Annotated in this window: 27 protein-coding genes; 6 read left to right on the forward strand and 21 right to left on the reverse strand. The window is 45.3% G+C overall.

The genetic code is table 11. The features are described 5' to 3' along the window. Nucleotides 1-25: 25 nt before the first annotated feature. The 7 genes from A8O23_RS20160 to A8O23_RS20190 all read right to left on the reverse strand — a co-directional run bounded on the left by A8O23_RS20160 (nt 26) and on the right by A8O23_RS20190 (nt 6,872). The gene (locus A8O23_RS20160; RefSeq protein ID WP_066625621.1) at nt 26-1,111 is read right to left on the reverse strand and encodes an AI-2E family transporter; all 1,086 of its coding nucleotides are present in this window, start codon (nt 1,109-1,111) and stop codon (nt 26-28) included. A 447-nt stretch (nt 1,112-1,558) separates the two neighbouring features. Beyond that, nucleotides 1,559-2,725, reverse strand: a complete 1,167-nt coding sequence (locus tag A8O23_RS20165) for a PQQ-dependent sugar dehydrogenase (protein WP_066625624.1) — start codon at nt 2,723-2,725, stop codon at nt 1,559-1,561. A gap of 99 nt (nt 2,726-2,824) precedes the next feature. Next, nucleotides 2,825-3,376, reverse strand: coding sequence for a hypothetical protein (locus tag A8O23_RS20170; RefSeq protein WP_066625628.1), 552 nt, complete (start codon nt 3,374-3,376; stop codon nt 2,825-2,827). Between the two features lie 179 nt (nt 3,377-3,555). Continuing rightward, on the reverse strand, nt 3,556-4,191 hold the full coding sequence (locus A8O23_RS20175; RefSeq protein WP_066625631.1) for a protein-L-isoaspartate(D-aspartate) O-methyltransferase: 636 nt from the start codon (nt 4,189-4,191) through the stop codon (nt 3,556-3,558). Nucleotides 4,192-4,373: 182 nt separating this feature from the next. Beyond that, nucleotides 4,374-5,555 carry an SDR family oxidoreductase gene (locus A8O23_RS20180; protein ID WP_066625634.1) on the reverse strand — a complete coding sequence of 394 codons (1,182 nt, stop codon included), beginning with the start codon at nt 5,553-5,555 and terminating at the stop codon, nt 4,374-4,376. A gap of 358 nt (nt 5,556-5,913) precedes the next feature. Next, a complete protein-coding gene (locus tag A8O23_RS20185) occupies nt 5,914-6,297 on the reverse strand; it encodes an SPW repeat protein (RefSeq protein ID WP_066625636.1) in 384 nt (127 codons plus the stop codon). A gap of 2 nt (nt 6,298-6,299) precedes the next feature. Then, on the reverse strand, nt 6,300-6,872 hold the full coding sequence (locus A8O23_RS20190; RefSeq protein ID WP_066625638.1) for a vitamin K epoxide reductase family protein: 573 nt from the start codon (nt 6,870-6,872) through the stop codon (nt 6,300-6,302). Nucleotides 6,873-6,995: 123 nt separating this feature from the next. Between A8O23_RS20190 and A8O23_RS20195 the strand changes: the two genes are divergently transcribed. Next, nucleotides 6,996-7,223, forward strand: a complete 228-nt coding sequence (locus A8O23_RS20195; protein ID WP_066625640.1) for a hypothetical protein — start codon at nt 6,996-6,998, stop codon at nt 7,221-7,223. 55 nt (nt 7,224-7,278) lie between these two features. Here the strand turns inward: A8O23_RS20195 and A8O23_RS20200 are convergent, their stop codons facing one another. Next, a complete protein-coding gene (locus A8O23_RS20200; protein WP_066625642.1) occupies nt 7,279-8,295 on the reverse strand; it encodes an SDR family oxidoreductase in 1,017 nt (338 codons plus the stop codon). A 222-nt stretch (nt 8,296-8,517) separates the two neighbouring features. Continuing rightward, nucleotides 8,518-10,320 (reverse strand): mechanosensitive ion channel family protein, encoded by a 1,803-nt coding sequence (locus tag A8O23_RS20205; RefSeq protein ID WP_066625650.1) that lies wholly within the window; start codon nt 10,318-10,320, stop codon nt 8,518-8,520. A 407-nt stretch (nt 10,321-10,727) separates the two neighbouring features. On the opposite strand from A8O23_RS20205, the gene A8O23_RS20210 reads away from it, so the two are divergent. The 3 genes from A8O23_RS20210 to A8O23_RS20225 all read left to right on the forward strand — a co-directional run bounded on the left by A8O23_RS20210 (nt 10,728) and on the right by A8O23_RS20225 (nt 16,729). Then, nucleotides 10,728-12,305: a vitamin K epoxide reductase family protein gene (locus A8O23_RS20210; protein WP_066625653.1), complete on the forward strand. Its 1,578-nt coding sequence runs from the start codon at nt 10,728-10,730 to the stop codon at nt 12,303-12,305. Between the two features lie 5 nt (nt 12,306-12,310). Continuing rightward, the gene (locus A8O23_RS20215; RefSeq protein ID WP_239693463.1) at nt 12,311-13,663 is read left to right on the forward strand and encodes an amylo-alpha-1,6-glucosidase; all 1,353 of its coding nucleotides are present in this window, start codon (nt 12,311-12,313) and stop codon (nt 13,661-13,663) included. Between the two features lie 705 nt (nt 13,664-14,368). Then, a complete protein-coding gene (locus tag A8O23_RS20225) occupies nt 14,369-16,729 on the forward strand; it encodes a TonB-dependent receptor (protein ID WP_066625657.1) in 2,361 nt (786 codons plus the stop codon). A gap of 435 nt (nt 16,730-17,164) precedes the next feature. Here the strand turns inward: A8O23_RS20225 and A8O23_RS20235 are convergent, their stop codons facing one another. The 8 genes from A8O23_RS20235 to A8O23_RS20270 all read right to left on the reverse strand — a co-directional run bounded on the left by A8O23_RS20235 (nt 17,165) and on the right by A8O23_RS20270 (nt 22,011). Continuing rightward, nucleotides 17,165-17,902, reverse strand: coding sequence for a DUF2071 domain-containing protein (locus A8O23_RS20235; RefSeq protein WP_066625663.1), 738 nt, complete (start codon nt 17,900-17,902; stop codon nt 17,165-17,167). A gap of 100 nt (nt 17,903-18,002) precedes the next feature. Continuing rightward, nucleotides 18,003-18,413: a hypothetical protein gene (locus A8O23_RS20240; protein ID WP_066625666.1), complete on the reverse strand. Its 411-nt coding sequence runs from the start codon at nt 18,411-18,413 to the stop codon at nt 18,003-18,005. Between the two features lie 72 nt (nt 18,414-18,485). Further along, entirely contained in the window at nt 18,486-19,142 is a 657-nt protein-coding gene (locus A8O23_RS20245; protein WP_204377725.1) for a class I SAM-dependent DNA methyltransferase, read from the reverse strand. A gap of 71 nt (nt 19,143-19,213) precedes the next feature. Continuing rightward, on the reverse strand, nt 19,214-19,735 hold the full coding sequence (locus A8O23_RS20250) for a hypothetical protein (RefSeq protein ID WP_066625669.1): 522 nt from the start codon (nt 19,733-19,735) through the stop codon (nt 19,214-19,216). Nucleotides 19,736-19,852: 117 nt separating this feature from the next. Further along, nucleotides 19,853-20,200 (reverse strand): hypothetical protein, encoded by a 348-nt coding sequence (locus A8O23_RS20255; RefSeq protein WP_066625672.1) that lies wholly within the window; start codon nt 20,198-20,200, stop codon nt 19,853-19,855. Nucleotides 20,201-20,289: 89 nt separating this feature from the next. Beyond that, nucleotides 20,290-20,754 (reverse strand): hypothetical protein, encoded by a 465-nt coding sequence (locus tag A8O23_RS20260; protein WP_153042303.1) that lies wholly within the window; start codon nt 20,752-20,754, stop codon nt 20,290-20,292. Nucleotides 20,755-20,851: 97 nt separating this feature from the next. Continuing rightward, a complete protein-coding gene (locus A8O23_RS20265) occupies nt 20,852-21,532 on the reverse strand; it encodes a hypothetical protein (protein WP_066625684.1) in 681 nt (226 codons plus the stop codon). Nucleotides 21,533-21,594: 62 nt separating this feature from the next. Further along, entirely contained in the window at nt 21,595-22,011 is a 417-nt protein-coding gene (locus tag A8O23_RS20270; protein ID WP_066625687.1) for a hypothetical protein, read from the reverse strand. Between the two features lie 294 nt (nt 22,012-22,305). Here A8O23_RS20270 and A8O23_RS20275 point away from each other — a divergent pair, with 294 nt between their 5' ends. After that, nucleotides 22,306-23,307: a transposase gene (locus A8O23_RS20275; protein ID WP_066625690.1), complete on the forward strand. Its 1,002-nt coding sequence runs from the start codon at nt 22,306-22,308 to the stop codon at nt 23,305-23,307. A 69-nt stretch (nt 23,308-23,376) separates the two neighbouring features. Here A8O23_RS20275 and A8O23_RS20280 read toward each other — a convergent pair whose 3' ends face one another. The 4 genes from A8O23_RS20280 to A8O23_RS20295 all read right to left on the reverse strand — a co-directional run bounded on the left by A8O23_RS20280 (nt 23,377) and on the right by A8O23_RS20295 (nt 26,221). Beyond that, on the reverse strand, nt 23,377-23,937 hold the full coding sequence (locus A8O23_RS20280; RefSeq protein WP_066625693.1) for a DUF922 domain-containing protein: 561 nt from the start codon (nt 23,935-23,937) through the stop codon (nt 23,377-23,379). A 100-nt stretch (nt 23,938-24,037) separates the two neighbouring features. Further along, nucleotides 24,038-24,907: a hypothetical protein gene (locus A8O23_RS20285; RefSeq protein ID WP_066625695.1), complete on the reverse strand. Its 870-nt coding sequence runs from the start codon at nt 24,905-24,907 to the stop codon at nt 24,038-24,040. Nucleotides 24,908-24,985: 78 nt separating this feature from the next. Beyond that, nucleotides 24,986-25,645: a DUF3885 domain-containing protein gene (locus A8O23_RS20290; RefSeq protein ID WP_066625696.1), complete on the reverse strand. Its 660-nt coding sequence runs from the start codon at nt 25,643-25,645 to the stop codon at nt 24,986-24,988. A gap of 105 nt (nt 25,646-25,750) precedes the next feature. Further along, nucleotides 25,751-26,221 (reverse strand): energy transducer TonB, encoded by a 471-nt coding sequence (locus A8O23_RS20295; RefSeq protein WP_066625698.1) that lies wholly within the window; start codon nt 26,219-26,221, stop codon nt 25,751-25,753. A 92-nt stretch (nt 26,222-26,313) separates the two neighbouring features. Here A8O23_RS20295 and A8O23_RS21505 point away from each other — a divergent pair, with 92 nt between their 5' ends. Continuing rightward, the gene (locus A8O23_RS21505; RefSeq protein WP_153042304.1) at nt 26,314-26,619 is read left to right on the forward strand and encodes a hypothetical protein; all 306 of its coding nucleotides are present in this window, start codon (nt 26,314-26,316) and stop codon (nt 26,617-26,619) included. The last annotated feature ends 236 nt before the right edge of the window (nt 26,620-26,855 follow it).

The raw sequence follows: 26,855 nt of genomic DNA on the forward strand, positions 1-26,855 counted from the left end.
CTTGGGGTGAACCCTATAGAAAAGATTAGTTGCTCGTAAATTTTTGTTTCAGTTTTTTAACCCAACCGGGTTCACCTAATTCATCTTCTAATAAGAAGCCATACGGTTTCAAGGGGGAAACATGCTGACAAATAATTCTGATAACGGCAAACATAGGTACAAACAGAACCATGCCGGCAACGCCCCACAGCATTTGACCCAGCACAATGGCCACCACAGTGAATATTGGGCTTAAGTCCATTTTGGCACCCATCACCAGTGGTTCAATAATATTGTTATCTATGGTCTGGGCAGCGGCTAAAATGGCAACAACAGGTATAATCATGCCGGTAGACCCGCTCACAAATGACATGAGTATAGGAAACAAGCCACCCACAAACGCACCAATGTAGGGTACTATGGTGGGTAGAACGGCAATGACACTTAAAAGAAGGGCGTTGTCTAACCCTATAATAGAAAACCCGATGCTGTAACACACCCACAGAAAAAGCATGGAAATAACCCGCCCTATCAGGTACTGAGAAGAGACTTGAGTTATTTCCTCAATCGTTTTCTTGGTCTCCATGGAATTTTCAGAAGAGAAAAGCCGAAGCAGGAATTCCTGATACTTCTCCCGTCTCCACATTAGGAAGAACATGTATAAAATTACCAGAACAAATGACGTTATAAGACCCAGCGCCCCGCTTAAAAATGTTTTCACGTACGTGTTAACCGATTGGGAAAGCTTTGAGATTTGCTCTTGCATGAACTTCAGCTGTTCCTCTGGGGCTACGCCAAACTGTTGCTGAATCCATTGCTGTACATTGGATAAAGTTTCTTGCAACTTCTTCTGAATTTGAGGGAGATCCTGAGAAAAAGAAGCCGCCTGCAAAGAGATAGCCAGCAAGACAGCAGCAATAAACAATATAATAAGTAAGATGCAGATAAGGGTAGCCCACACACGACCTATGCCTTTTCGTTCCAGCCAATTACTGACAGGCGTCATGAGCATGGAAAGCAGAATGGCAAAAAACAGCGGGATAAAGAAAAGCCGACCATAATAAAGCGCCACAATGAGCAGGATGCCGAAAAGCAACACCGCACAGGCATGATAAATGGAGACGTTTTTCATAGTTGTAGCTTAAGCAAGGTACGCCGTGACACGGAGACGGCGAAGCATGTCTAAAATTCTAGGCTGTTGCATCGGCTCGTCTTGCCAATCCTTTATACTAATTACAGGCACTGGGGTTTATAAAGGCGCTGCTTAGCGTGCAAAAGGTCACTGTTTTTGGGCTGATTTGAAGAAAACAAGCCTAAAAGAGGAAATAGATAACTGCTGGGAAAAGGGGCAGGCTACTGTTTTTAAAGGAAGTAAACTGATACATTGAGGTCGGTGCATGGGAACAATTTGTTCAAGGGATTGCTGCAATACCCGCAGCCTTAATCAAAGTAAAACTACTCAGGCTTATATTTGATTGGTGACATATACCACTCTATTGCCAGTGATCTTAAAAACAATAAAACTCATAAACAGTAACGCAGACAGCATATTGCCTGCGTTACTGTTTATAAAGATAAATTACTTTGGACGCTTTCTGCCGCTCAGCGGACTTATGCGGAGTATTTTTCCTTTATCATCATCAGTGAGAACATAAATGGTTCCGTCTGGAGCCTGCTCTACATCACGCACACGCACGGTTAACGGAATGCGCTCTACTTCCTTTGCCTGTTTACCATTCATTTGCACCCGCACAAGTCCTGAACTAGTTAAACCGCCAATCAAAGCAGTTCCTTTCCATGCTGGAAATGTATTGCCGGTGTAAAAGATCATTCCCGAGGGCGAAATAGTAGGTGTCCATTTAATCACTGCATCAGTAAATTCAGGTTTTGTGGTAGGGTCTGGTATGTCTTTTCCGTCATAGTGTTTTCCCCAACTTACCAAAGGCCAGCCATAGTTTTTACCGGGTTCTACTAAATTGAGTTCATCACCGCCCAACGGACCCATCTCTGCAACCCAAAGTTGTTTTGTTTTAGGATCTATGGCGGCACTTTCAATATTACGGTGGCCGTACGACCAAATCTCATCTTTGGCGTTTGCCTTGCCTATAAATGGGTTATCTTTGGGTACTGAGCCGTCCGGATTGATTCTAATAACGGTGCCTAAGTGGTTAGAGAGGTCTTGGGCCGGGTCAAACTTAAATCGCTCGCCTAAGGCCACAAACAAGTAGCCGTCTGGTGAGAAAACCAGGCGGGAGCCAAAATGGTTAGGTCCTTCTACTTTAGGAGTCTGCCTGAAAATCACCTGAAAGTCTTTAATTTGGTCTGCTCGCAGTCTGCCCCGCCCCACAGCCGTAGAGGCCGTGCCATTCTCACCTGGTTCGGCATAAGTGAAGTAGACGTATTGGTTTTGGGCGAAGTTGGGATCAAGCGCCACATCTAAAAGACCTCCCTGGCCAGTAGCAAAAACGTTGGGAACACCCTGCAGAGGCGCCGAAAGTTTATTATTCGTATCCAATATGCGTAACTGTCCTGAACGTTCCGTCACTAACAGTCGCTTGTCCGGCAAAAATGCCATGCCCCAAGGGTGGTTCAGGTTTTCGGCCAATGTTTCTACCTGTACGGCACCAGCTTTGGTTTGCACCGTAGATTTCTGTGCAAATCCAAAGTGGGCGAGTAACAGGAATACCAGTAAAGTGGAAATTGAAAGGAATAATCGACTAGGTTTATACAAAGAAAAATTTTTCATAGTAGTGTAAAAGAGAAAGAGGTGTCAGGTGTGTTTTGGAGCTGTTTTGAAGAAAACAAGCTGAAAACACCTTATGTTTTAGAATGTTGATTAGTGGTGTCAGGCCTCTTTTTCAGCCTTTGTAAGGAAATCATATGCTACACCTGCCGCTATGGCGTAAATACCGTGGTGCAATGCGTCTGTGGCAATTTGCTTCGGCGACCATTCAGTGATAGGTTCTGATGCGTTGGCGGCCGGAAGTATAACCTGGGCAGTACCCCAGACAGCCCCAAAGTGTGCTGCCGTAGCTGCCCAGCCGGTGAGGCCGGCAATTTCCATGGCACCGCGCGCCAACCCCCAGGAGGTACCGTACTCCCAATGGATCATCTGCGAAAAGCGCTCCTGGTGCTCTTCTTTCACCTGCTTGTTGCTTTTTCCTGTTGCTACCGGCTCACCGCTCAGTTCAGCGGCCTGGTCTTTGTTGCTGGGCACCACGCCCATTACCTGACCTGCCACTTTTGCCGGAGCGCTACTGGGCTTTCGCTTGGTAAACTGCATTTCTATCAGTTGTGAGACAGTAATGGCGGCAGTGCCTACTAAGCCGGCCAATACACCTTTGCCGATGGCGCTGCTTATGCTAGTTAGCGTGTGTTGTACGTGGTCAGTAATCATGCTAGTATCATTAGGTTATGTAATTGGTATACGGTCTCTAAGGGAAACGTTAGCAATAGCATGGAAGCTCTTTTAGTTTTTTAATGGAAGAAAGGGGGATATGGTTAATTTAAAACATTGGCCTTGGTTAATTAAAATTTGGCTACTAGGCTTTGTAGAGCTGACTTAGAGCTTTCGTCTTAGCCTCTCTTTTGCGCTTCGCCCGTCATGGGTACAAACCGAACGGGAATCAATTCCCGCTCTTCAAAATAGCTTTCTGAGTGTCTGATCAGCATAACCAGTTTTTGCAGGTTAGACCCTACCGGAGCTAAAAGGCGGCCTCCAATTCTCAGCTGATGTTTAAGTGGTTCTGGAATGGCGGGAGGGGCGGCGGTAAGAATGATGGCGTCAAACGGTGCTTCCTCAGGCCAACCTCTAAACCCATCGCCGTGGCGGGTGGTGACATTGTGTATGCCAGCCTTTTGTATGTTTTCTCTGGCAAGTTGCGTTAGCCATTCAATTACTTCAATACTGTACACCTGCGCCACCAGCCTAGATAAGACGGCTGCATTGTAACCACAGCCTGTACCCACTTCCAGTACTCTTTCATTTAACGAAAGGCGCAGAGCCTGTGCCATGTAAGCTACAATGTAAGGTTGGCTAATAGTCTGCTCCATTCCAATGGGCTGAGCTTTGTCTTCATATGCCCGCTCACGCAGCTCTTCCGGGACAAAAAGGGTGCGGTCAATTTCCCACATGGCCAGCAGCACGTTAGGGTCTGAGATGTCTCTTCCTTTCAGCTGGTGTTCCAGCATTTCTTGTTTCGTAGGTCCCATAGCGGCAGGTTTTCTTTTCTTTTACGCGAGAGCAGAAAGAGGTTTCCAGAATGTTTGGCCAGAAGTGCTGCAAAACCTTGTTATTCTTCCACCTGGCCGGTTCGTCTTTGGTTAGGGTATAAAAAAAATGGTGCACCCCATAAGTTTGAGGGTGCACCAATGTAATTGCCTAGCGTTTCAGCCTATGATTGGCCTGGCAGTGGATTTGTAGGGGCTGCTACCGGGGTAGAGCCTGGTGCCGCGGAAACAGGTGGAGTTGCTACTGTAGCAGTGGGGTTGCTTACCGATGTTCTGGTAGTGCCCACGCTGCTGTTTTGTCTGCCGTTGCTATAGCTTTTCTTGGCCTGGTGGCGTCCGTTCTTCTTGGAGTTATTGTTCATTAGGGCCACAACTGCCGCACCGGCAACTAAGGCAAGTATCCCTGTTTTCATTGGGTTAGTTTTCGCGCGGGTATACAGGCTGGTTTTCATGACATAGCCTTTGTGGTCGCCCCTGATGTTGCCGTCATTGCCTGGGCTGTGGAGAGAACCTTCCTTGTTCCAGGCAGCTTCGTCGCGTAATTGTTGCTTTGACATGATTTTTGAGTTCACCCAATCCATGGCGCCTGGGAACCGTTTGTTCAAGGCACTCATGATCTTGGCGCCGCCGCCCACCATTATGTCGCGTGAAGGATGCTCTGCGGCATAAAGAATGGCATCAGCTACTTCTTCTGGAACATATACCGGTGCCGGAAGGGTAGGCGCCTTATCTGTATAGTTTTTGGCGTGTTCTGGATAAGGGGTGTCAATACCTGCGGGCTTGATCAACGTGACAGAAACGGGTGCTTTGTCCTCCATTAACTCAACCCGAAGAGCATCAGTAAATCCTTTCACGGCGTGTTTACTGGCGGAGTACATTCCCTGAAGCGGAATGGCTATGTCAGACACTTCACTTCCTAAGTTTATAATGGCGCCGCCTTTGTGTCTTAGGTGCTGAGCCGCAACCTGAGAGCCGTAGACAATGCCCCAAAAGTTGGTGTCAAATAAACGGCGATTGTCTTCGTCGCTCACCTCGTCTATGCGGCCATAGATTGAAACGCCTGCGTCATTTACCCAAGTGTCAAAACCACCGCATTCAGTTATGGCTACGTCGGCTATCCACTGTACTTCTTCTTTGCGCCCCACATCGGCCACGCAATGGAAAGCCTTGCCGCCTTCGGCTCTTATTTGCTGTTCAATTTCTTGCAGAGCTTCACGGTTACGGGAGGCTAGTATAACGGTAGCGCCCCTTTTTGCTGCTTCTTTGGCAGTAGCGAGCCCTATTCCACTAGAGGCTCCGGTTATGACAATTACCTGCTCTTTCAGAGGTTTTAATGAGATAGACATATTTTAAGCTTTAGATTAATTACTTTCAACGTTTGTTCTGTGCTTTCTTACGAGTGCATTTTTCATAAGATACAATAACAGAGGAGTGAGAGAAATTAACTGAAGAGGATTTGCTGTTTTACTCCTTTCAATTGTAAAACTGATTGCGTTTGATCTTTGAATAGGTCTTGGCTTCAGCCAAAGTTTCCTAATGAGATCATATCGGCTTTAGCCAAGCAATTTAATTGGGCTAAAGCCGAAGAATATAAACCTATAACCTTGGTCTAAAGAACCTAACGTCTAATTCTCACCTGACACCTCCCATGAGCTCAGGCTGCGGGTTAGAGACAAAATATTTCTTTCAAATACAAAGGAAAAATCATTTAATCGGATTATTTCTAGCCTCTTGCACATGTGTAGGATTTTTGGACCAGATAGCCGACCAACCGCCACCAAATCTTTCTTCTATTTTGCCCTTCACTAGTGACAAACCAATGACGAGCACCCCCACCACCGTTTCGTTTACCAAGGCTGTGTTATTGTCATAGCCCAATACCCAAGGGGCTAATATAAGCCAGAACCCCAGCGGTATGTTGTATAAACGTACCGCTCTGGTAGCTTCCCACCACGAGATAATGGCAAAAGAGGCTATAATTGGGCCTACAATCTGTTCATTGTTTGCAATGACTTTGTCTGTTTCAAAAATGGCCGGAAAGGCCATGAGCCAGATGCCCAAAAGCGCATTGATTACTTGTGCCCACATACCTAAATAACTTTTTGTTCAATTTCTTTATTCCCCCAGAAAGCTTTCCAGAGGGAGAGCCGTGCATCTTTTACGCGTCGCATGTACTGCAGGCTCGCCAGCATTTCATCCATGGCTGGGCCAATCATGATAATGGAGATTACTGCCGTGCTAAGACATAGGGTACACCAGCTGTCATACAACACGGGCTGTAGAGCCACAAGTAATATACTGATAGCTCCCAAAGGCCCAACCAGAACACCAAAGGCAATTACAATCCAAGGCATGGTGCGCCAGCGCCGAGTTCCCCCAATGGCTCCGGCCAGGGCATCGGCTAAGTAGCCAAGGGCGCCAAGCACCGCATCAGGTACGGGAAGGATTCGGGAAGTTTTTGACGTCAAAATTTTTCGGCTGCCCTCTCCAAAAAAAGGCTCCCACACATCGGCTACAATATTCAGCTGAAATAGAGATAAGTAAGTGGCAATGCCAAAACCTACCATAGCCATTCCTACAATGGGCAAACGTTGGGGCCAGCTGGCGGGGTTATAACTCCAGCCAGGTGGTATGCCATCATCAGTAAGTTTTTTGTTTGTCATGTCTTATTCAATGTTAAGAAACCGAGAAAGAAATCTACTTCTGCTCCAGCGCCTGTTGTTTCTGTAAACGTACTGGGCGTTATATCGTTAGAGAAAGATATATAACATCAATCTAAATGAACTATGGAAGACGGAACTGGTTTCTTTTTAGGCTTTGGCATTGTAGCCCTTGTGCTTGCTCTGGTAGGACTTGTCTTGTATATCTGGAGCATTGTTTGGGTGTACAATGATGCGAATCGGCGGGGCAAGCCTGGTTTAATTATTGCCATTCTGGTGGCGCTGTTTGCCTGGCCTTTTGGGTTAATACTATGGATGCTTGTCAGGCCAAATCACCCCAACCGGACCTATTGACGATAGGTGGCCGCTGTTACACAGTGGCCGCCTATCGCAAGGTGCCGCAGGTGGCTTATCTTTTCCAGAATTTATTAAGCAGTAACAAGCCACCCAAAGCTGCCGCTGAGGTCAATATCTCTTTCCGGTGGAGCGTGGCCCACAGCTGCGGACTAAAGTTGGTGGATTGGTCGCCGAAGGGTCCGTGGGCACCATGGTCTCCGGGGAGCGGTTCGTACAGGTTGTTCTTGCGGTTAGGGTCTTCTGGTTCTGACGTCTGTTGGCCTTCAATGCCATTGTTGGCCAGAACATAATCGGCAAACCAGGGAGCAATTTTATTTCCTACCACTGCTTTCAAAGTAGGCCAACCCACGTTTATTTCCCGACGGTCATGCTCAGCTGCGTAAAGAATGGCTTCGGCGGCTACTTCGGGCTGAAAGATTTTGCCCATTGGTTTGGGTTTATTGGGGAGTCTGCTTTTCACAAATCCGAACTGGGTGGTGTTCATGGCAGGTAACTGCACCATGGTAGCGGTTACCTTGCTGTTGTCGTGCATCAGTTCTGTCACCAACGAATCAAAGAAACCCTGTATGGCATGTTTTGAGCCGCAGTACGCCGACTGCAAAGGAATTCCTCGGTAAGCCAGGGCAGAGCCTACCAATACTATCTTGCCTTTGTCACGGGGCAGCATGCGTTTTAAGGCAGACAACGTGCCGTACACCTGCCCCAGATAGGTCACCTCCGTCACCCGTTTGTAATCTTCCGGGGTCATTTCCTTTATGGGAGAGAACACGCTGTTCATGGCGTTGTTAATCCAGACGTCAATTGGCCCCAGTTGCTCTTCTGTTTTGGCGGCGGCGTCTTCCACAGCATCGGCATCGGCTACGTCAACCTGAAAATAGACGGCTCTTCGGCCCATGGCTTCTACCTCTCGCTGCGCGCCCTGCAGCCCTTCCAGCCCCCGGGCCAAGAGCGAGACATCATACCCATTCTTGGCAAAGGTGCGGGCAATAGATCTGCCTAAACCGGCAGAGGCACCCGTAATCACTACTACTCCTTTGCTCTTTTTTTCTGAAGTATTTTCTTGTGGCATATTATTTCTGAATAAATTAATTCTTTAAATGGTACGCCTATTCTTTGATTGTGTTTATTGTAGTTTTGTAAATCAAGAAGTAAGGAAAGGTTTAGACTCAATAATTAGCTATAGGTGCAATAGCTATCATGTCTGTTTTGGGTCTGTTTTAAGAAAATCAGGCCTAAAACAGGGTCTGGGGCCTGTGCAATTGGAGCCGCAAATTTCAAGTAAGGGTAGCCGCTACACTGGCGCTTCGTTGTCTTTTACGCTGCTGCCTTCCGGTGGGTATTGAATAGTGTTTCTTAGTTTCTGAATCTGCTCGTAGTCAAAGTTCGGGATAGGTATTTCACCAGACTCCCGCCATTGCCGAACCTTCTCCTCAGACTGTTTTCCTTTTTCTTCTGACAGACCTTTGTCTCTGGCCAAATACAGGGTTTGCGAAGGGAAGGCAAAGCCGGTGCCGCTGGCTTCAATTATGTCCATCATGCGCAGCAGAATGTCTTCCTGCACCTCCAGAAACCCGCTGAAATCGGCAGCGTGTATGTAGGCGAATACCTCCAGGTTAAGAGAATCTGCCCCAATTTTAGTAAACCTGATGCGGGCTGGCTCCGGGTCTACTTTGGGGTGGGCGTATAAAATTGACCGGAGCTCTACCAACAGGTATCTGATTTGCTCGGGTGTAGTCTCAAACCGCAGGCCAAAAGTGGGGTTAAACAGAAACTGGTCACGATGGGCAAAGTTCTCAATCTTCAAAGAAGAAAACTCTCCATTGGGAATGGTGACAATAGTGCGGTTCAACGTCCGGAGGCGGGTAGAGCGCATGCCAATCTGCTCAACGGTACCTACTATGTCGCCTACCTTACAGAAGTCGCCCACGCGCACCGGCTGGTCGGCTATGAGCGTGACGCTGCCTACAAAATTCTCCACGGTTTTCTGGGCGCCCAGCGCAAGCGCAATACCACCAATACCCAGGGCGGCAATACCGGCGGTCACATCAAACCCCAGTGAATCGAGCAACACAATAAAACCGAAGGCAAAAAAGGCAATCTTTATCCCTCTCTTAAAAAACAGCACCGCAGAGACGCCGGCCATATTGCCCCGGCGGGTAAGCCGCCGTTCACTGAACCTTGAAACGGCATCAATCAATTGCCACAGCAGTAGCAGCAAAGCAGCCAGGCCTACAATAATAGTTACCTCGCTAAATCGTTGGCGCACAATGATAGAGATACCAATCTGCTGACTGGCAGCCACAAAAATCCACACGGCCAAATAAAGCCGTATGGGCAAGGCAAAGGCTTTGATAATGCCCTCAGTGGGTTCTTCGCCTGCCTTAGGCCAAATCATTCTTATGAGGTATAAGAGGCTGGAGGTCACAAACCAGGCGAAGGCATAGGTGAGAACGGCCAGCAGCAGAATGATTAACCAGTGCCCAATGGGTACGCCTCCCCATTTGTTTTCTTGCAGTGCAACGGGCAAAAGACTATCCACCAGCAGTTCAGACTCCTGCGGCTCAAAGCCTAGCGGAATGCGCTGCACCGTTTGTGAAGAGAACAACCACAGCGGCGCACCTTTGGGCCCTTCGGTTTTTTCCAGAATAAGGTCAAAGGTTTCCCCGTTGAGAGTGGCAGTGCCTACTTTTTCCAAGTTTGGCCCCAGGTTGTCTTCTACCAGGCCTTCGGGTGCTTCACTTAATCTGGAGTACGGATATATATTACCCTGAACATCTAAGAGGCGCTGTAGAGCCTGGGCTAACTCAGGGCCACCCCGCTTTCGTTTTAGGGTGCGGTCTAATTTAAGATAATGCGCGGCTCTAGTGTAGTTTTCGTTGGCTACTGCCTGTATAAAGCCACTGACGGTACCGCGGGGGGTGCGCCGGCCCAAAGAATCTTCAGGCCATTCAGGGGCAGCTGGAGCTTCTTCTTTTTTTGACTCAGGCAAGAGCTGCCCTTGTGCCGGAGCAACTGCTAGCAGTAAGGCCGCAACTAGCCAGAATAAACTATTCAAACGGTAAAAACAGCTGGGTTGATGGTTATATGTAGGCATGTACTTCAAATATGTTGTACTGAAATTGAGCCAAAGCAGGCGTGTTTTCAATAGTCATAAGGTGCGCCTGTCTGGTTCAGCGTATCATTTTAATACCGAAAAAAGGGGCGAAGGTTTGCTGATTTAGCAAGGTGTTTCCTAACTCGCTCTGCCTCTTTCAAAAGCATATCAGGCTGTAGTTTTATAAAATGCCTATTCATTCTGCGCAACGAAATAGACGGCCCCTAGGTAAAATAAGATAATGAGCAGCAGCAGGTGCAGCGAGTGAGATTCAAAATAAGCCTGTAGCGCTCCGAATCAACCCCCTTTAGTTGTGAGGTGGCTTTGCTAGAATAGAAGTCTGGAAGTGCAGTTTAAATGCTAGAGTCACCGCATGAAACATTATGTAAGACATATATCTACTGCAAATGGAAAAGGATCATAACCACCACCACTCAGATGACAAAGGCGGAGGCATGGGCATGCGTGGAGTCACCCGTCCAATGGCCGAAAAACAAATCCGGCAGCACAACAAAGAAATGCACCAGCACGACGATAAGCAGCAAGACAAAGGCCATGATGATTCAGGACATGATATGATGATGTCTGAAGACATGCGAAAGAAAATGCTGCACATGCACCACATGCAAACCCTGTGGGTGTATTGGATGATTATTCTGCTTGGAGCATGGGTGCTTCTTTCTCCCTTAACCTTTGACTATGGTATTGGTACCGTGCAGCCATCGGGCGGCAGAAGTGTCTGGCTATCGTTAGACAATCGCATTGCCGCCATGAAATGGAGCGACATCATCAGCGGTGCCTTGCTCATTATTTTCGGGTGGCGCGGCCTTACCCCAAACCGGCCTGTCAGCCTCTGGATTTGCTGCTTCGTGGGCGTTTGGCTCACCTTTGCGCCTTTGGTACTATGGTCGCCCACGGCGGTGGCCTACTACAATGATACTTTGGTGGGTGCCCTGATCATAGCCTTGACTATTCTCATTCCAGGCATGCCCAACATGATCATGTACATGAAAATGGGCCCTGACACCCCACCGGGTTGGAGTTACAACCCCTCCAGCTGGCCCCAGCGCTGGATTATGATGGTGCTAGGTTTTATGGGTTGGGTGGTATCCCGCTATTTGGCCGCTTTTCAGCTAGGCTACATTGATTCCGTGTGGGACCCGTTCTTTGGCCAGCAGAGCGAGCAGGTGCTCAACTCTGCCATGTCGCATTCCCTGCCTGTTTCAGACGCCGGCTTAGGGGCTATGGCGTACACTCTGGAGTTTCTGATGGGGTTCATGGGGGCACCCAGCCGCTGGCGCACCATGCCTTGGATGGTGGCCCTGTTCGGTATTCTGGTGATCCCGCTCGGGATGGTGCACATATTTCTGGTCATCAGCCAACCGGTCATTGTGGGGGCTTGGTGTACGTTCTGCCTGTTGGCGGCTATCATCATGATTCCTATGATTCCGCTGGAAGTAGACGAGGTGATTGCCATGGGCCAGTTCATGAAAAAGAAAGTGAAGCAGGGCGAGAACTTCTGGAAAGTGTTCTGGAAGGGCGGAACCATTGAGAGCGACGCCAAAGACATGTCGCCGGAGCTGATGAAATTTCCCCATAAACCTAACTCCGTTTTCAGTGCCTCCATTTGGGGCATGAGTTTCCCCTGGACGTTAACTTTCGCCACTCTGTTAGGCGCGGCCATGATGTTTGGGCCAGCCTTGTTTGGGGTGAGCATCAAAGATATGGTGGCGCATGTGTTCCATTTAGGCGGTGCCTTGATTGTGGTCATATCAGTGTTCAGCATGGGCGAGCCGCTGCGTTTGGGGCGTTACCTGAACGTGCTGCTTGGTCTTGGAGTGGCGATAGCACCTTGGTTTCTGGGAGAGAGCCCAATAGGACTTAAAATAGCAGGAGCTGCCCTTGGAGTGCTGACAGCCGTTCTTTCCATTCCGCTAGGTCCTAAAACCCAAAGTTATGCTGGTTGGGATGCCTACATCAAATAAAGCCCATGCAGCCAAACGAAGATAAGACTAGCGTTGACCCAACAGAGGATGAGGTACTGCCAGATGAGGAGATCAAGCAGCTGGTGCGGGAAGTGCTGTACAAGAACATGATAAGTGGGCGCAAAGGCGGTTTCTCCTACCATTACACCAAACCCTCGCCTGGTACTTATCCTTTTCAGTATTTCTGGGACACTTGTTTCCATGTGTTCACCTTAACCGCTTTGGGCGAGGTAGACATGGCAAAAAAGCACCTCCGTAGCCTCTTTGCCATGCAGCGGCCCGATGGCTTTGTTGGGCACATGAATTATTGGGAACGGCTATGGCCAGGTAGAACATCGGACATACTGCAGCTTAGGCCAAAAGATGCGCTGCACATGTACAAACCCCACATGTCGGCGCTGGTGCAGCCGCCCATTGCGGCGCAGGCAGTGGAACGTATTTACCGAGCCGATCAAGACATAAGCTTTCTACAGGAGCTTCTGCCAAAACTGAAGAAGTACTACCATTGGCTGGCCCAGAACAGAGACTTTGAGGGTCAGGGCCTGCTTTCCATCATAACGCCGTTTGAATCTGGCATGGACTGGAAAGCCAGCTATGACCCTGTATTGGGGTATGACAAAGGCAAAGCAGGGCCGCTGCTGTTCTGGAAAGTTCTGCAGGTAGACCGGCACAACTTCTTTCATAACTACAACCTGCCCCGCATTTATAAGAGTAACAAGTTCATTGTAAAAGATGCCGCTTTCAACACCTTGTACGCCCAGAATCTGGAGGTGCTGGAGCAACTGTGCCACATTGCCGGAGATGAAGACGGAGCAGAATTTGCCGCTCAAGCCGAAAAAACAGGCAAAAGCATTGTCAAGTATATGTATGACGAGCAGGACCAGGCTTTCTATGATCTATATGGACACCGTTACCAGAAGTTGAAAATTGCCACAGCCACTGTTCTTTTCCCAGTGGTATTGAAGACCACCCCAGATGAGGTATGCCGCAAAGTCCTGAAAAAGCACCTGCTGCAAAAAGACGGTTTTCAGGTGCCGTACCCTATCCCGTCTCTCTCGGTGAACGAGCCGGCTTTTGACCCAGACGAATCTATCTACATCTGGCGGGGCCCAACTTGGGTAGTGTTTAACTGGTTTATGCAGGGCTTTCTTTTGCAGAAAGGGTACGTTCAGGAGGCACGGCACCTGCTGCTCACGGTGAAACGACTTATCACTAAGGGCGGCTGCCGAGAATATTACAATCCGTTTACCGGCCAAGGGCACGGCGCCCACAACTTCACCTGGTCAGGGTTGGTTGTGGATATGATGAAGCGCCAGCGGGAAAAAGAGGAGGAGGGGAGCCAGAAAAATTCCGAATAGACCACTTGTATGCTAGGGCCGAAGCTTTCTCAAATGGTGGCGGACTGTAATCCAACAGATACATCTGTTGTAAAAGCTAAACTTAGAAAGTCTTGCCTACCCCTCTGGCTTGTGCGAATGGGCCGAACGCATCATTTAGGCAGCTATAGAAATATTGTTGACATCAAGTGAAGGCAAGCCTGGTCTTGTTTTGGGCCTGTTTTCCTTAAAACAAGCCTAAAACAGATTAATAACGAAACCGAATTAAAAAGTTTAGAGCAGCTGCCAATGGTAAAATTCATATACATTCTATTCTTTAAGATATCGGAATAGGAGGGTAAGTGTACCGGGGCAGTGCCCGCCATGACCTAGTCGGCAATTATTTGTTTGGGGTTTGGAGCCAACGTTACGGGAGTGCCGACGGAGCCGTTTTTATAGCTGAAGTAGCTAAAGAGCAGGGAATTTGGAAGCATAAAAAATTGCGTTTTCAGATAAAGCCCAAAGTTGAGTTCGGCCATTATCTCTTGGGGTTTGGACAGGATGATAAAGGAGAAGTATATTTGCTCACGACATATAAAAACAGGCCAAAAGGAAAAACAGGAAAGATTTACCAGATTAGGTGATCTGATAAAACTTAGTTGACCTTGTAGTTCTTCTTACTGTGCACGCAAATTTCTGATATTTTATCCTGCTCCTCGTATCAACAGAGTCTTCACTAACCCCTCTATGGTAAAACAGCTTCTTATTATCTGCATGTTGTTCTTTATTGGTGTAACAACAGCACATAGCCAAAACCTGATGACCATTTCAGGTACTGTCCAGAATAAAAATGCCGAGGGCATTTCCGGGGCTTCTGTCTCTTTGCTCAATACTTCCTTAGGAGCGGCTACTGACAGCCAGGGAAGATTCACGATCCAGCAGGTTCCGGCAGGGCCGTACACGCTGCGGGTAAGTGCCTTGGGCTTTGCTACCAGAACCATGTACGTTACGGCAGGAAACCAAGAAGTGGTGGTGCAGCTGGAGGGGGAAAGCCGACAGTTGGGAGAGGTGACGGTTACTGCCCAGAAAAAGGAAGAAGACCTGCAACGGGTACCGTTCAGTGTTTCCACGTTATCTAGCAAAGAGGTGCAGGAGTACCGCCTGTGGGATGTGCGGGAACTCACAGCCATTGTGCCTAATTTGTTTGCCGCAAATCCCGGAGATAACCGAAACGTAACCTCTATCAGGGGCATTACCACTACCTCTTATGACCCTGCGGTGACTACTTATGTTGATGGCGTAAACCAATTCAATCTGGACACTTACCTGCCCGAACTGCTGGACATTGAACGAGTAGAAGTGCTGCGCGGCCCTCAAGGCACCTTATATGGCAGAAATGCCATGGGCGGCGTAATTCACATTATCACCAAAAAGCCAGACAACCGGGTAAGTGGTTTTGCCGAGGCGAACATAGGAAACTACGGGCAGCAGCGCCACAGTGCCGGTTTGCGGGCGCCACTGGTGAAAGACAAGTTGTATGTTGGTGTGGCCGGTATGTTCCGGAAACAGAATGGGTTCTACACAAATGAATATAATAACTCTGAATTTGACCGCCAGCAGGTGTTCATGGGCAATTACTACCTTACGTTTTTACCTACCACAAATTGGGATGTTACCCTGAACGTAAAGCACAGCGCCAACCGAAACAACGGCGCTTTCCCACTGGTTTTCAGTCCTGAGGAAGCCTTGGCTAACCCATTCAGACTAAACCAAAACGCCACGGCCCAAATGGTAGATAACACGGTAAATGCGTCTCTTTCTGCTAATTATTCGGGCAGTGGTTTCAGCCTGGCTTCGCAAACCGCCTACCAGTCTAACCACCGGTACTATGACGGCCCCTTAGACGGAGATTTTTCCCCTATTGACGGTGTATCTATTCTAAACAACTACGGCGCTGACTGGAACAAAGTACAGGTGCTTACGCAAGAGGTGCGCGTGTCTTCACCTGTTGCTTCCCTTTCACCTTTAAAGTGGCTGGCGGGGGTATATGGTTTTTACAATGACAACCCGGTAAAACAGGGGCTGCACTTTGGCGAAGATGCAGAAATGGTAGGGGCTCCTTTCGCTAACTTCACCAGTATTAACTACAACATGGGGGAAGGGTTTGGAGCGGCTTTCTTCGGGCAAGGTAGCTACCAGTTCAACCCCAGTTGGGAACTAACCGCCGGCTTGCGGTATGATTATGAGCACAAAAGCCAAACGGTGCGGGGAGAGTTTCAGATGGATGGGGACGAAGCCATGGTAACGCAGGAAGACACTACCGCCTCTGCCAGCTTCAGCGCTTTTTCACCCAAAGTCAGCATTGCTTACCGCCCTGCAGAAACAAGCCAGTTGTACGCTACGTTTAGCCGGGGCTTCAGGGCAGGGGGCATTACGCAGCTATCTTCTGACCCCTCTCAACCTCCTTTATACGCCTATAAACCCGAGTTCAGCAACAACTATGAATTAGGCACCAAACATACTTTTCTGCAAAACCGACTGCGCCTTAACGTAGCCTTGTTTTATACGCAGGTGAGAGATGCCCAGGTGCCGGTGCTGGTTATGCCAGATGCGCTGGTAATTACAAGAAACGTAGGCAAGCTGAACAGCAAAGGAGCTGAACTAGAGCTGGCGGCAACAATACTTAACGGGCTGGAAGTCACCTACCACGCAGGCTATACCCACGCCAGGTATACTTCTTTAACAGGGGTAACCGAGGAAGGCGAGGTCAGCCGAAACGGCAACAGACAGATTTTCACCCCTGAGGTTACTTCTATGCTGGCTCTGCAGTATAGCTACGCGTTAGGCGGAAACCAGAACTATAAGCTGGTAGCCCGAGGGGAGTGGCACTACCTGGGTAAGCAATACTTTGACCTTGCCAACCAACTAAGGCAAAATCCTTACAGCCTGCTGAATGCCAGAGCCGGTGTGTCTGCCAGAAACTTTGAGGTGTTTTTGTGGGGCCGGAACCTGTCAGACGAAAGGTACATTCAATACGCCTATGACTTTGGTGCTGCCCGCTTGGGTAACCCCCTGACCTACGGAGTGTCTGCCAGATATAATTTTTAACTTTACTAAAAGAGGCGAGGGGTAGCTTTCCTTCGCCTCTTTTTAATACTTAAGCACTTATTGTGCTACCAAGAAGGAGAGGGTAGTGCTCTTGACGCCTGCTCTATAGCATCTGTTTTGCTAGTACTGGCTGCTTCTATAAAGAGCTTGCTTTCCCCGCAAATTACTTTTGGTAATGTATACAAGCCAAAAAAAGTCTATTCTGAATACAATCATACTTTACTTGGCGGCTATCTATATCTCATTTTCGTTTTTCTCTTTTACCGCCTGCATTTGCTTTATAAACTAGAGAGAAATGGAATTGCTCAGTTAGATAGCTATATAATGCTCAGGCTTTGCAATTAAAACATGTATTTTCTTATAAATTTCAGATGCTTTTATTTGAATTCATCTAATGTGCTAGGCTAAAAGACGAGCGATGACCTTGGCTGATATTTACAGGTTGTTGGGCGTATTATTTTTTATATTTTTCAGGCTTTTCCATTCATGCTCTATGTTTCGCATGATTAGAGCATTGTCGAACTTGACTGAGCCTTTGGGGAAAACGCTTTCGTCTTCAAAAAAGCTGGATTGAACTTGTGAAACAGCCAAAGTAGAAACTTCCCATTTTTCTGTTTTAAGTTCTAATCCGTCAAATGTTTCTCCAGCCTTGTCAGGCGAATACCCAATTGCTCCGCTTTGGAAGAAATCGGAGGCGGATGCTAGATTTTCGAAGACGCTTTCACTGTTCCATACATCGGTTTCCTGTCCCTTAATTGACAAAGTGGTTCCGTCATCACTTTTGAAGTTAACGGAGTATTGCCCGCCCTTTTCATTTACATTAAAGTCTGCCAAATGGTGAACACCTGGGAATACTCGTCCGCCAGCCAGCGAATTCAGCTTGGAGGAGGTGTCGCGTCGGGGAATGTAGACTCCTTCTTTTGTTACTCCTTCTTCCGTCCATTCAACTGCTATTCTGTGAGCGCCATTCTCTGAAGAGATACCAAATGCTTCTGGTAATCCTTTTGGTCTAATTCCTTTAAGTCGGATGAGGCAAATTCCAACGATTGCTTTGTCTTCAACCAATTTAGGTCGAAAAGGCTTTGGCAAGAATTTAGTCACAACTTCCTTGTCAACCTGGAAGTTGATTAAAATTCGCCTATCTATTGTTCCTTTAATGGTTGGAATTTTCATTTCTTAATATTTAGCCCAACGGACTCGTGTAAAAAGTGTGTTAGGCCGTCGGTTGTATCTGACGTTTAAACATTGTTGTATTGCGTTATTCTTTTAGCATTTAGTTGTTGATTTTGCATATAGCGAAAGTTTTCCTGTCCGACAGTAGATAGAAGTAATAGGTCTTGTCGTAGGCATTTTCAGTAATTGAGGATTTAGACATATTCAATATATCTAAATTATTTTGATATAGGTAATCGTTAAATTCAATATTAAAGTAGAAGGTGCCTTCTTTAAATTTGTCATTTGTTACGATTGAACTTTCCATGTTTCGAAAAGCCAATGAATCGATTGTGAAAAGGCTGTATTCCATCATAGGTTCAATGAACCCACTTTCTTTTCCTGATTTAATCAAGGTCGGCTTGTAAACATTATCAAATCCAGCCATTTCATAAACTTCATCAAACAGTTCGGTTTTTGTTTGACAACTGACAAAAAGTAACGCAGCTAATACAAAAAGAAGTCGATTCATTTTTTTATGCTTTACAACGGTTGGGCTAAAGGGCGGCTGAGGCCGTCGGCCGATGCTGGCTTTTAGGTGTTGTTATGCGGTCGTTTTTTTCTTTGCTATTACTATTGTATGTGTCTCTTTGAATGTTTCAGTTTTTACATATTCAATGTGAAATGTTTCTAATACATTAAATTCATTTTCGATTAATTGTGCTTTTATAAAATTCAGATTATGGTAGTAGAAGTACATCCTGTCGCCAGTACTTCCAACTTTAAATCCAGAATCTTTTTGGTTTCCTTCAACAAAACTTAAATATAAAAATCCTGTATCTGAAAGTAAACCATGAGTGTCATAAATCAGCTTAGTACAATCTGCTTCAGATAAATATGGCAAACAAAAACCACAGATTATTCCTTCATATTTAGTTTTAAGCTCAGATATATGCCTGCTATCCATAATGTGAAAGCTTGCTGTTGGGTTATTACTTTTTGCAAGTCTAACCATGTTGGGTGCTATATCTATCCCGTTGATTTGGAAGTCTGGTCGTTTTGATAAAAGGTATTTAGTGATATTGCCTGGACCGCAGCCAACATCTAGAATTGATGCTTCTTCCTTGATTATTGTGTTGCATAGATAATCATACGTTTCATTATACAAATCCAAGCCCATGAATTGGCCTTCGTACACCGAGGCAATTTTATTCCAAGTCTCAAAAGTTTCTATATAACTATCCATGTATGTAATATTCATGAGATGCCGCATAACGGGCTTGTGTAAAAAGTGTGCAAGGCCGTCGGCCATAGCATGGCTTATGCACTTTGTTAGCGGTTACTTTTTCTTACCAATTCAATTACTAAGTCTTCTAAATTTTCTTTAAGCAGGCTTCTGCTTTTCAATACTAACAGATGGAATATAGTCAAGAAGAACAGCGAAGAGAGTAAAGGTATCAGAACCGTTAATCCATTGGTGCTGATTAGGAGTCCCAATAAGGTAAGAAGAGCGAAAAAGAAGATGATGAAGTAAGTCCCGTAAATGTTATTTTTATAGTACGGGATGATTTCAGCTTGTATTCTTGTTTCTATTCTGTCAAGTCCGCTGACTATTTCTATTCTTATTTTTCCGTTTCCTCCGAATGGTTTGAATGTAGATGGTCGGACATTTATCTCTATTGTGTCGGTGTCAGTAAAACTAACTTCGCTGAAGTCGATGGGAACGCTTGTGAGTTTATCGAGGAAGTTTCTCTTTTTCTCTTTCTGCTGGGTAAGATAGTCAACAACAAGGTTTTTCGGCTTATCAAGGTCGAAGGTGTAGTGCCTGTGATAGTTTGAGAAAAGCTTCTTCATTATTTAAAGTTACACCTAACGTACTGGGCTAAACGGCGGCTGAAGGCCGTCGGCCGATGCTGGCGTTTAGCTGTTGTTAGCCCTAGTTTTTTCTTTGCGTATTACCAGCTTCTTTTTTTACTTTTCATAGACCAACCAATCATCGATAATTTCCCCATCTTTGATAGAGTCGAGTTGGTAATAACCTATAGGTTCTAAATCCATAAAATGAATTTTGTCTGGGTCTTTGATGTAAATCCCTATTCTTGTTCTGATGTGTGGCGTCGCCCTTAGAATGTGGTTAAAGACTAGCACTTGTTCAATAAGTCGAAAAACTAAATTAGGTAACCCATACTCATTCCACTCGCTCTGGCTATCCTGAGTTTGTTCTTCTAAAAGCTGTTTGCAATTTTCTTCAGCTATGTTTGCTAAATTTAATCGGTTAGCGTGTTCTTCTAAATAATGATTTATATCTGTTAGTTTCATTAAAATTAGGGCTAACGTACTTGGCTAAGCGACGGCGGAGGCCGTCGGCCGATGCTGGCGTTTACACGTTGTTGTTTGGTGTTTTTCTTTTACTTGAACTTACTTAAATCAATAGCTTCCTCAAAGTAGTTTCTAAAAAGTTTAGAAGTAGATTTTTTTCTAAACTTTACAATGGTATAACTGCTATCAAAACAGTCTATCTCTATTTCTGCCTCATCGTGCTGGATATTTCCAGGTTCCCAGACCTTATCGTTACCTTCTACATAAGGCAGGTTTTCCTGACTAATTTCAATCGGTATGTATTTAGGAATAGCTAGAATGGCGCCCCATATTATTTGAATTTCAGTTGATACTAAAAATTGGAATTCATCAGAAGTCAATATGAAGTATTCTTTTTCGTGGTCGATTGGCAAAGTATCTAATTTGTCTGTATTGACTTCTAAATCAGAGATAAGCCAATTGTATTTTCCTATATCCTCTCTGAAAGGTTTTGTTACCTCCTTCAAGTTCGTGTGAAATTCAATCTTTTTACTTTTATGAAGTATCCAATCCACCTTTATATTTTTAAATACCACACAACGGTCTCGTGTAAAAGACGTGCTAGGCCGTCGGCCGTAGCATGACTTTTACACAATGTTGTGCGGAGTAATTCTATTTAATATTGCTCACTTTTTCAAGAATAACCAACTGCAGGTATTCGTCCATAGAGTATTTTTTTGGCCTAAAATAGTTGAACTCCTCTAAATTCTTAGCCTCCTCCTGCAATGCAAGCTGATATTCCTTGGTTTTCTTAAATCTATTAAATTGTCTTTTCTTAAATTTCAAAAGTTCTTTGTAATCCAAGTCTAGCTTTTTTACAACATGCCCGTTCTTTATCTGGAAAACAAGGTGCTTCTCATGGTGTATGTCCGTCCAATTATTTTCTGTGACTCTTATTACCTCTCCGTAAGGTATAGTGTGGATGGAATTATAAAAGTCCATCAGCACTTTTGACTTTTCTGGAAAATAATCCTTAAAAACCGACTCCCTTACCGTTTTAGGAGGATTATTGAAATCATTTCTCTCCCCGTTTCTAACTAAAATTTCTACATCAGTGAGATACAAAGAGTCATTCTCAATTGAATAAGTCATTATGAGATTCCTATAGAGAGCGGTAGTAGTTGCGGCGTTTGCAGGGGCTTTTAGATTATTGTCTTCAAAATATTTAAAGGCTGGGCTATAACCACTCCACTCATACTTTTTCCCATTGTATAACAATATATCGGGAATCTGCTCTGTCGCAAATGCCTTACAGCTAAACAATAGTAAAAATATAAAAACAATATTCTTCATAGTTCTTATTACGCACAACGTCTAGTATAAACGACGGCGAAGGCCGTCGGCCGAGATGACGTTTATGCCTTGTTAGGGGTTAGGTATTTTTCTGACACATTTGCAGATGATATTTTCATTAGTTTGTACCCACTTTCCTTATTAAAGTAACTTGTAATACAGAATAAATTAAGGGAAACAGCCAAAACTATAAGAGCAAAGTCGGTCGGACTTATTGAGTTGAGGAGTCCAAGATTGAACAGCCCTATAATTAAAAGTATTGCTAATACTAAACTTGCTAGGCCGCTTAAGCTTATGAACATAACAGGATTCACTAAATCCTTAATTATCGGCAGTTCACGAACCAACCAAATAGTCCCAACTATAAAAAGTAAAATAGAAAAGGTTCTAATTAAGCTGTTTTTCTTTTTTCTATTTCTTTCATCACTAACTGAAGAAAGAAAAATTGGCAACTCCGATAAAAGGTCAAGTAAACCCATTCTTATATTTTCTTTATTTATTACTTACCCCTAACGTCTAGTGCAAACGGCGGCGGAGGCCGTCGGCCGATGCTGGCGTTTGCACCTTTATATTTGTTTTACTACTTGCAGTACAATTTCTTACATTAGAAAAGGGAGAGGAGAACTAAGCGTTTATATAGGATTTGATGCCCCTACATTGTGTTAGTCCTCTCCCAATTTTCTGCGGTTGAACCTTGACCAGATAGAACACTAGACCCCCATGCCTGCTAAAGGTGAGAGTCGTTCAACCTTCTTCTAACCTGAAAGAAAGATATGCAAAAAAAACTTTTCATCGGCATTGACATCTCAAAGCTCGTGATGGATGCCACCGTGCTTTTCCCTGACGGCAGGCATGACCACCACCAATTCAAGAACAGTAGGGCGGGGTTCAACCAGCTGCTCAGGTGGGTCAGGAGGCTAAGTTCGAAGGAAGCCTATGAGCTGATATTCGGATTTGAGGACACTGGCGTCTACTCGATCGGCATCGGCAGGTTCCTCTCTGGGCTGAAGCTCAGGTTCGTCTCTGAGAACGCCTACCGCATCAGGCGCTCGATGGGTATCCAAAGGGGAAAGGATGACAAGGCGGACTCCCTCTTGATCGCCAGGTACTTGAAAAGGAACCTGGAGGAGCTGAGCTTCGGCCAGGCAGCCCCTGACCTTCTGCTGGAGCTGGGGCAACTCTCCTCCCAGAGGGAGCGGCTGCTCAAAGAGAGGGCGGCGCACAAGACCCGCATCAAGGAGCTGAAGGTACTGGAGGGTTGCCTGGACATGCGGTTCCTGCTCAGGATCGAGGCCGATATGGTCAGGCTGCTGGACAAGAAGCTCAGGGAGGTGGAAGAGGAGATCGGAAAAAGGATAAAGGCCCAAGAAGGGCTACAGGAGAAGAAGGAGCTCCTTTGCTCGGTGCCGGGTGTGGGCGAGCAGATCGCCAACCAGATGCTCATCATCACAAGGGGCTTCACCAGGTTTCCCGATTGGCGCAAGTTCTCCTGCTATGCAGGGCTAGCACCCTTCAAACACACCTCCGGCACGAGCGTGAGGGGAAGGACGAAGGTGTCCAAGATCGCCAACAAGAAGATAAAGGCCCTCTTGACCATGGGCGCGCTGACCAGTATCAAATCGAAGAATGAGTACCGGCAGTACTATGAGCGGAAGACGGCGGAGGGGAAGCACCCGATGGCAGTCCTGAATGCCATAAAGAACAAGATCGTCAGCCGCATGTTCGCCGTCATCGAAAGAAACACGCCCTACGTGTGCCTGCAGGGCCGAGACTGAGTTCAGGGAGCGGTTCTTGGGATATTTATGCGGTTTTTGTTGCTTTTACCATAGAACACAATGTTGGGGTTAGTTATTTTTATTTATCGTTTCGCAACTACAAAGGTTAGGATGAGCCGCATAGGCTTTCATTGCATCCAGTTCTTTCTGAATTCTTAGATTCCATTCTTCCTGTACAAAGTCTACACCTCCATTACCTGTCCTTATATCATATTGCTTTGAAAGTTCTTCTTCCTCTAAAAGGATTTCATCAATTATTAAATCAAATTCTTTGCGGTCTCTGCTTTTTTTAGCGACTAATAAGGATAAACTCTTTCTGATTTTCCTGGCGTACAGTTCCATTATGTCGAAGTGTAACTGCTCATGTTGCAACAACTCAGAAGATGTCGTATCTGTTGTAAAAGACAAATCCTTTATAAAACATACTGTTATGTCATAATTCAGGAATCCCTTTTCATCTGAAATCGGAGTTCTTGTAAGTCTGGTTGCAGTCACCGCCCCAGCATTTGTGTTAAGAGTTGTTTTAAATTTGTTATTAGGCTCTCCTTGGAAATCGCTCCACTTTAACTTTGCATTCTCCTGCCAACAAATGAACAGATTTAATATGTTAGTACAAATAAATAAAATCATGAAAGTTTTATTATCTTAAAATAGTTAATCATCAAATTTTTTATTTGTATTAATTAACCCCAACGTCTAGTGCATGCTTAGCCCGCAGCGGAGCAAGGGTTTAGTATGCACCTTGTTGTTTGTTGCTTTTCTTTCCCAGGTTTAAGTTGTATTGCACACATATTCGGCCAATTAAGCTATAAAGCCTTGGGTTTCGTTCCTCATTCTCAAAAACAATATCACCGTCATTCAAGGAATGGGTTGTAATGAATTTAGTGGAAGGGAAAAACACTGGTATTGCACCGCCTACCTGGGCATTCAACTTAAAGCCTTTCCATAGGTAGCTATAGCTTACAGCAGGGTCTGCACTCATACCTTCTAAGCCCTCGTACCTTTTGGTAATATAACGGGTATTGGGATGACTGCTGTAAAATCCAAAGTCACTGTATTTGGAATATGCGACTCTTATTCCAAACGCCAACTCTCCAAAGCTTACTTTTTTACCCGCGTTTAATTGAACAAAGGCAGTTCTATATTGGGCTTTCGTGTATTCCCCGTGGGTGTTCCCAGGAAAATGCCAGTAATTGTCGACTTTGCTTGTTCCTGCACCGATATAGGCTTCGATAATCGTGACCAAGGGATTATCTATTTTCGAGAAATACCCTAAGCCCGCATTAAAAACATAATCATCTTTTAAGAGATGAAACCTATCTCCCATTAACTTCTGCCTACTGTGGACAGTGTTGTCGAAATTAGCTGTCGAGAAAACAGAAAGGTGATTGGTTAGTGAATAGGAAAGGTTCAGGTCGTACCCTCCACCCCAGCCTAATGATGTGTGAAGCTGGTTTTTCTGGTTGTGAAGAGGTATATGTAATGCTTTGGGGATGTAGTAATCCGTCTGAGCTAGGAGAAGTCCTGGGGAAAAAATACAAACGGATATCAGTACGAAACATAATATTTGATTTCTAATAGCATTTTTGGATTGAATCATAAATTTTTAAAGTTACATACAACGTCTAGTGCATTAGGCGTGCGAGGCCGTCGGCCGTAGCATGGCTTATGCACCTTGTTATAGCCCGTTTTTCTTTAGTGCGTTATCAATTTGCTCACGATTGCATTCTAGAATCCAGTCGTTGAATTTATGGTATATCGGCAGAAGGGTTTCCTTGTCCTTGGCCTCAATGTCTAGGCCACGGTCATCATACATGTAGTAGATTAACTTTCTGTCAATGTTCAGGAAGAAAGCCTCTTTGTGCGTGAGAAATCCCCTGCTATCCAACCTAGGTTGTCGAGGAGGGAAATCCACGACACTAATAGCCGCTAAGATGTTGCGGTAGTTTACCCTGTCAGTTCTAAGTTTTGCTATTGCCACATTCCAAATGTCTGTCTTGTCGGCTGGTTCATACAACCTATGGACTTTTGAATACGTTAATTCATCCTTTTTCAGCCCTTTGATTTGCTTGAAGCTATAATTTGAGAAGCTTATTTTTCCGCGTTTGTCCGTGCGCTCCTGAAGGACAAAGTAAATTCTGTCGTTAGGCTTGAAAGCTTCTTCAAACAAGGTTACTGCCCGCCGCTCTACTTCTTGAAAATATTCGTCCGTGTTCGTTTCACCCACCTGAAGGTCAAACCTCAAGGCATTGTCCCAGTTGAAGAACAAGGGAGCTTTGATTTTCAAACCTCTGAAATTCTCTTCAAGGAATTGTCTATATTCTTGTTTGAGTGTCAATTTTTAATTTTATAAATGGGCTATAACGTCTAGTGTAAGCGGCGGCGAAGGCCGTCGGCCGAGGTGCCGTTTACACCATGTTGGCTGAAGGACTTTTTATGTACTCTATTCTATAATAAAGGGTGCAAATCTTTTTGTCTTGACTGGCCTTTTAGGTTTGTAATCGCAGTCCCAAATCCATTTTGGCATGGCAGAGATAACTCTCTTTACTTCATTGTCAATCTCATCACCAAGTCCTTCAACTATCTTGACATCTCCAACTTCGCCTTTTTCATTGATAGTGAAGCTGGCAAGGACTTTCCCACTGATACTATCATCTTTAACATTATAGGGTAATTGAAAGCTATCAACAAAGTATTTTACTAATGCTTTATCACCTCCTTTAAACTTGATGCAGAATTCAGAGTCGTCAAAATACACTTTTGAGCTGTCGCTGTAATCCAACTGAATGTTCTTATCTAAATCTCTTAGATGTGCTGTATCATAGGTGATGTTGTGCTTGAAAGTAACCTTCTTCTGGCAGTATCCAGAAAGCGGGGCTGTAGCCATCAAGATTAGAAAGGCTATTACTTTCATTTTCTTGCTCAAAATTGTAATTCTTTATTTAGTCTTTCAGCCAACGGCTCGTATAAACGACGGCCAAGGCCGTCGGCCGTCGGCTGACGTTTATGCATTGTTGTGGCGAGTTTGTTTTACTGCAAAGCCCGCCGAGTTTTTTTATTTCTGTTTATGGCCTGTTTTCAGAAAAAGAGCGCGAAAACAGCTTGCCGAATTTTTTATCAAATATTCTCTTGTCCGTTTTTGAGCTGTTTTCTGGAAATCAAGCCGAAAACGCGTTGCCCATCCGTCGTTTTGCAAGCGTTGCTGATAAATCCTTTTGCTCAAACGCAACGTCAATTCCTCTTCTGCGACTTCTGCTACTATTGAAGGTAAAAGTCGGGCGGCGTTTTATCTCTTTTGCTAAGGTAATTTAATTTTTCTGCCGACTACTTCTGTTTTTTTGCTGGTTTTTATTGCTGGTTCTGCTACTCTAGCTGATAATTTTTTCTGCTGTGCCTGCTGATTTTTATTATTTCAATTGCGGGTAACGGACTAGTATAAAAAACGTGCAAGGCCGTCGGCCGAAGCATGATTTTTATACAATCCTATGTTTGCAAAAACCATTTAACTTGTACCAAAAGAGAAGAAAGGGAGGAACAAGATTATTTAT

This window comes from Rufibacter roseus (assembly GCF_001647285.1).
GTDB classification, from domain to species: Bacteria; Bacteroidota; Bacteroidia; order Cytophagales; family Hymenobacteraceae; genus Nibribacter; species Nibribacter roseus.

Coding starts and splice junctions, on each gene's coding strand:
- A8O23_RS20160 (WP_066625621.1), bottom strand. CDS start 1,111: ATGAAAAACGTCTCCATTTATCATGCCTGTGCGGTGTTGCTTTTCGGC.
- A8O23_RS20165 (WP_066625624.1), bottom strand. CDS start 2,725: ATGAAAAATTTTTCTTTGTATAAACCTAGTCGATTATTCCTTTCAATT.
- A8O23_RS20170 (WP_066625628.1), bottom strand. CDS start 3,376: ATGATTACTGACCACGTACAACACACGCTAACTAGCATAAGCAGCGCC.
- A8O23_RS20175 (WP_066625631.1), bottom strand. CDS start 4,191: ATGGGACCTACGAAACAAGAAATGCTGGAACACCAGCTGAAAGGAAGA.
- A8O23_RS20180 (WP_066625634.1), bottom strand. CDS start 5,555: ATGTCTATCTCATTAAAACCTCTGAAAGAGCAGGTAATTGTCATAACC.
- A8O23_RS20185 (WP_066625636.1), bottom strand. CDS start 6,297: ATGTGGGCACAAGTAATCAATGCGCTTTTGGGCATCTGGCTCATGGCC.
- A8O23_RS20190 (WP_066625638.1), bottom strand. CDS start 6,872: ATGACAAACAAAAAACTTACTGATGATGGCATACCACCTGGCTGGAGT.
- A8O23_RS20195 (WP_066625640.1), top strand. CDS start 6,996: ATGGAAGACGGAACTGGTTTCTTTTTAGGCTTTGGCATTGTAGCCCTT.
- A8O23_RS20200 (WP_066625642.1), bottom strand. CDS start 8,295: ATGCCACAAGAAAATACTTCAGAAAAAAAGAGCAAAGGAGTAGTAGTG.
- A8O23_RS20205 (WP_066625650.1), bottom strand. CDS start 10,320: ATGCCTACATATAACCATCAACCCAGCTGTTTTTACCGTTTGAATAGT.
- A8O23_RS20210 (WP_066625653.1), top strand. CDS start 10,728: ATGGAAAAGGATCATAACCACCACCACTCAGATGACAAAGGCGGAGGC.
- A8O23_RS20215 (WP_239693463.1), top strand. CDS start 12,311: ATGCAGCCAAACGAAGATAAGACTAGCGTTGACCCAACAGAGGATGAG.
- A8O23_RS20225 (WP_066625657.1), top strand. CDS start 14,369: ATGGTAAAACAGCTTCTTATTATCTGCATGTTGTTCTTTATTGGTGTA.
- A8O23_RS20235 (WP_066625663.1), bottom strand. CDS start 17,902: ATGAAAATTCCAACCATTAAAGGAACAATAGATAGGCGAATTTTAATC.
- A8O23_RS20240 (WP_066625666.1), bottom strand. CDS start 18,413: ATGAATCGACTTCTTTTTGTATTAGCTGCGTTACTTTTTGTCAGTTGT.
- A8O23_RS20245 (WP_204377725.1), bottom strand. CDS start 19,142: ATGAATATTACATACATGGATAGTTATATAGAAACTTTTGAGACTTGG.
- A8O23_RS20250 (WP_066625669.1), bottom strand. CDS start 19,735: ATGAAGAAGCTTTTCTCAAACTATCACAGGCACTACACCTTCGACCTT.
- A8O23_RS20255 (WP_066625672.1), bottom strand. CDS start 20,200: ATGAAACTAACAGATATAAATCATTATTTAGAAGAACACGCTAACCGA.
- A8O23_RS20265 (WP_066625684.1), bottom strand. CDS start 21,532: ATGAAGAATATTGTTTTTATATTTTTACTATTGTTTAGCTGTAAGGCA.
- A8O23_RS20270 (WP_066625687.1), bottom strand. CDS start 22,011: ATGGGTTTACTTGACCTTTTATCGGAGTTGCCAATTTTTCTTTCTTCA.
- A8O23_RS20275 (WP_066625690.1), top strand. CDS start 22,306: ATGCAAAAAAAACTTTTCATCGGCATTGACATCTCAAAGCTCGTGATG.
- A8O23_RS20280 (WP_066625693.1), bottom strand. CDS start 23,937: ATGATTTTATTTATTTGTACTAACATATTAAATCTGTTCATTTGTTGG.
- A8O23_RS20285 (WP_066625695.1), bottom strand. CDS start 24,907: ATGATTCAATCCAAAAATGCTATTAGAAATCAAATATTATGTTTCGTA.
- A8O23_RS20295 (WP_066625698.1), bottom strand. CDS start 26,221: ATGAAAGTAATAGCCTTTCTAATCTTGATGGCTACAGCCCCGCTTTCT.
- A8O23_RS21505 (WP_153042304.1), top strand. CDS start 26,314: ATGCATTGTTGTGGCGAGTTTGTTTTACTGCAAAGCCCGCCGAGTTTT.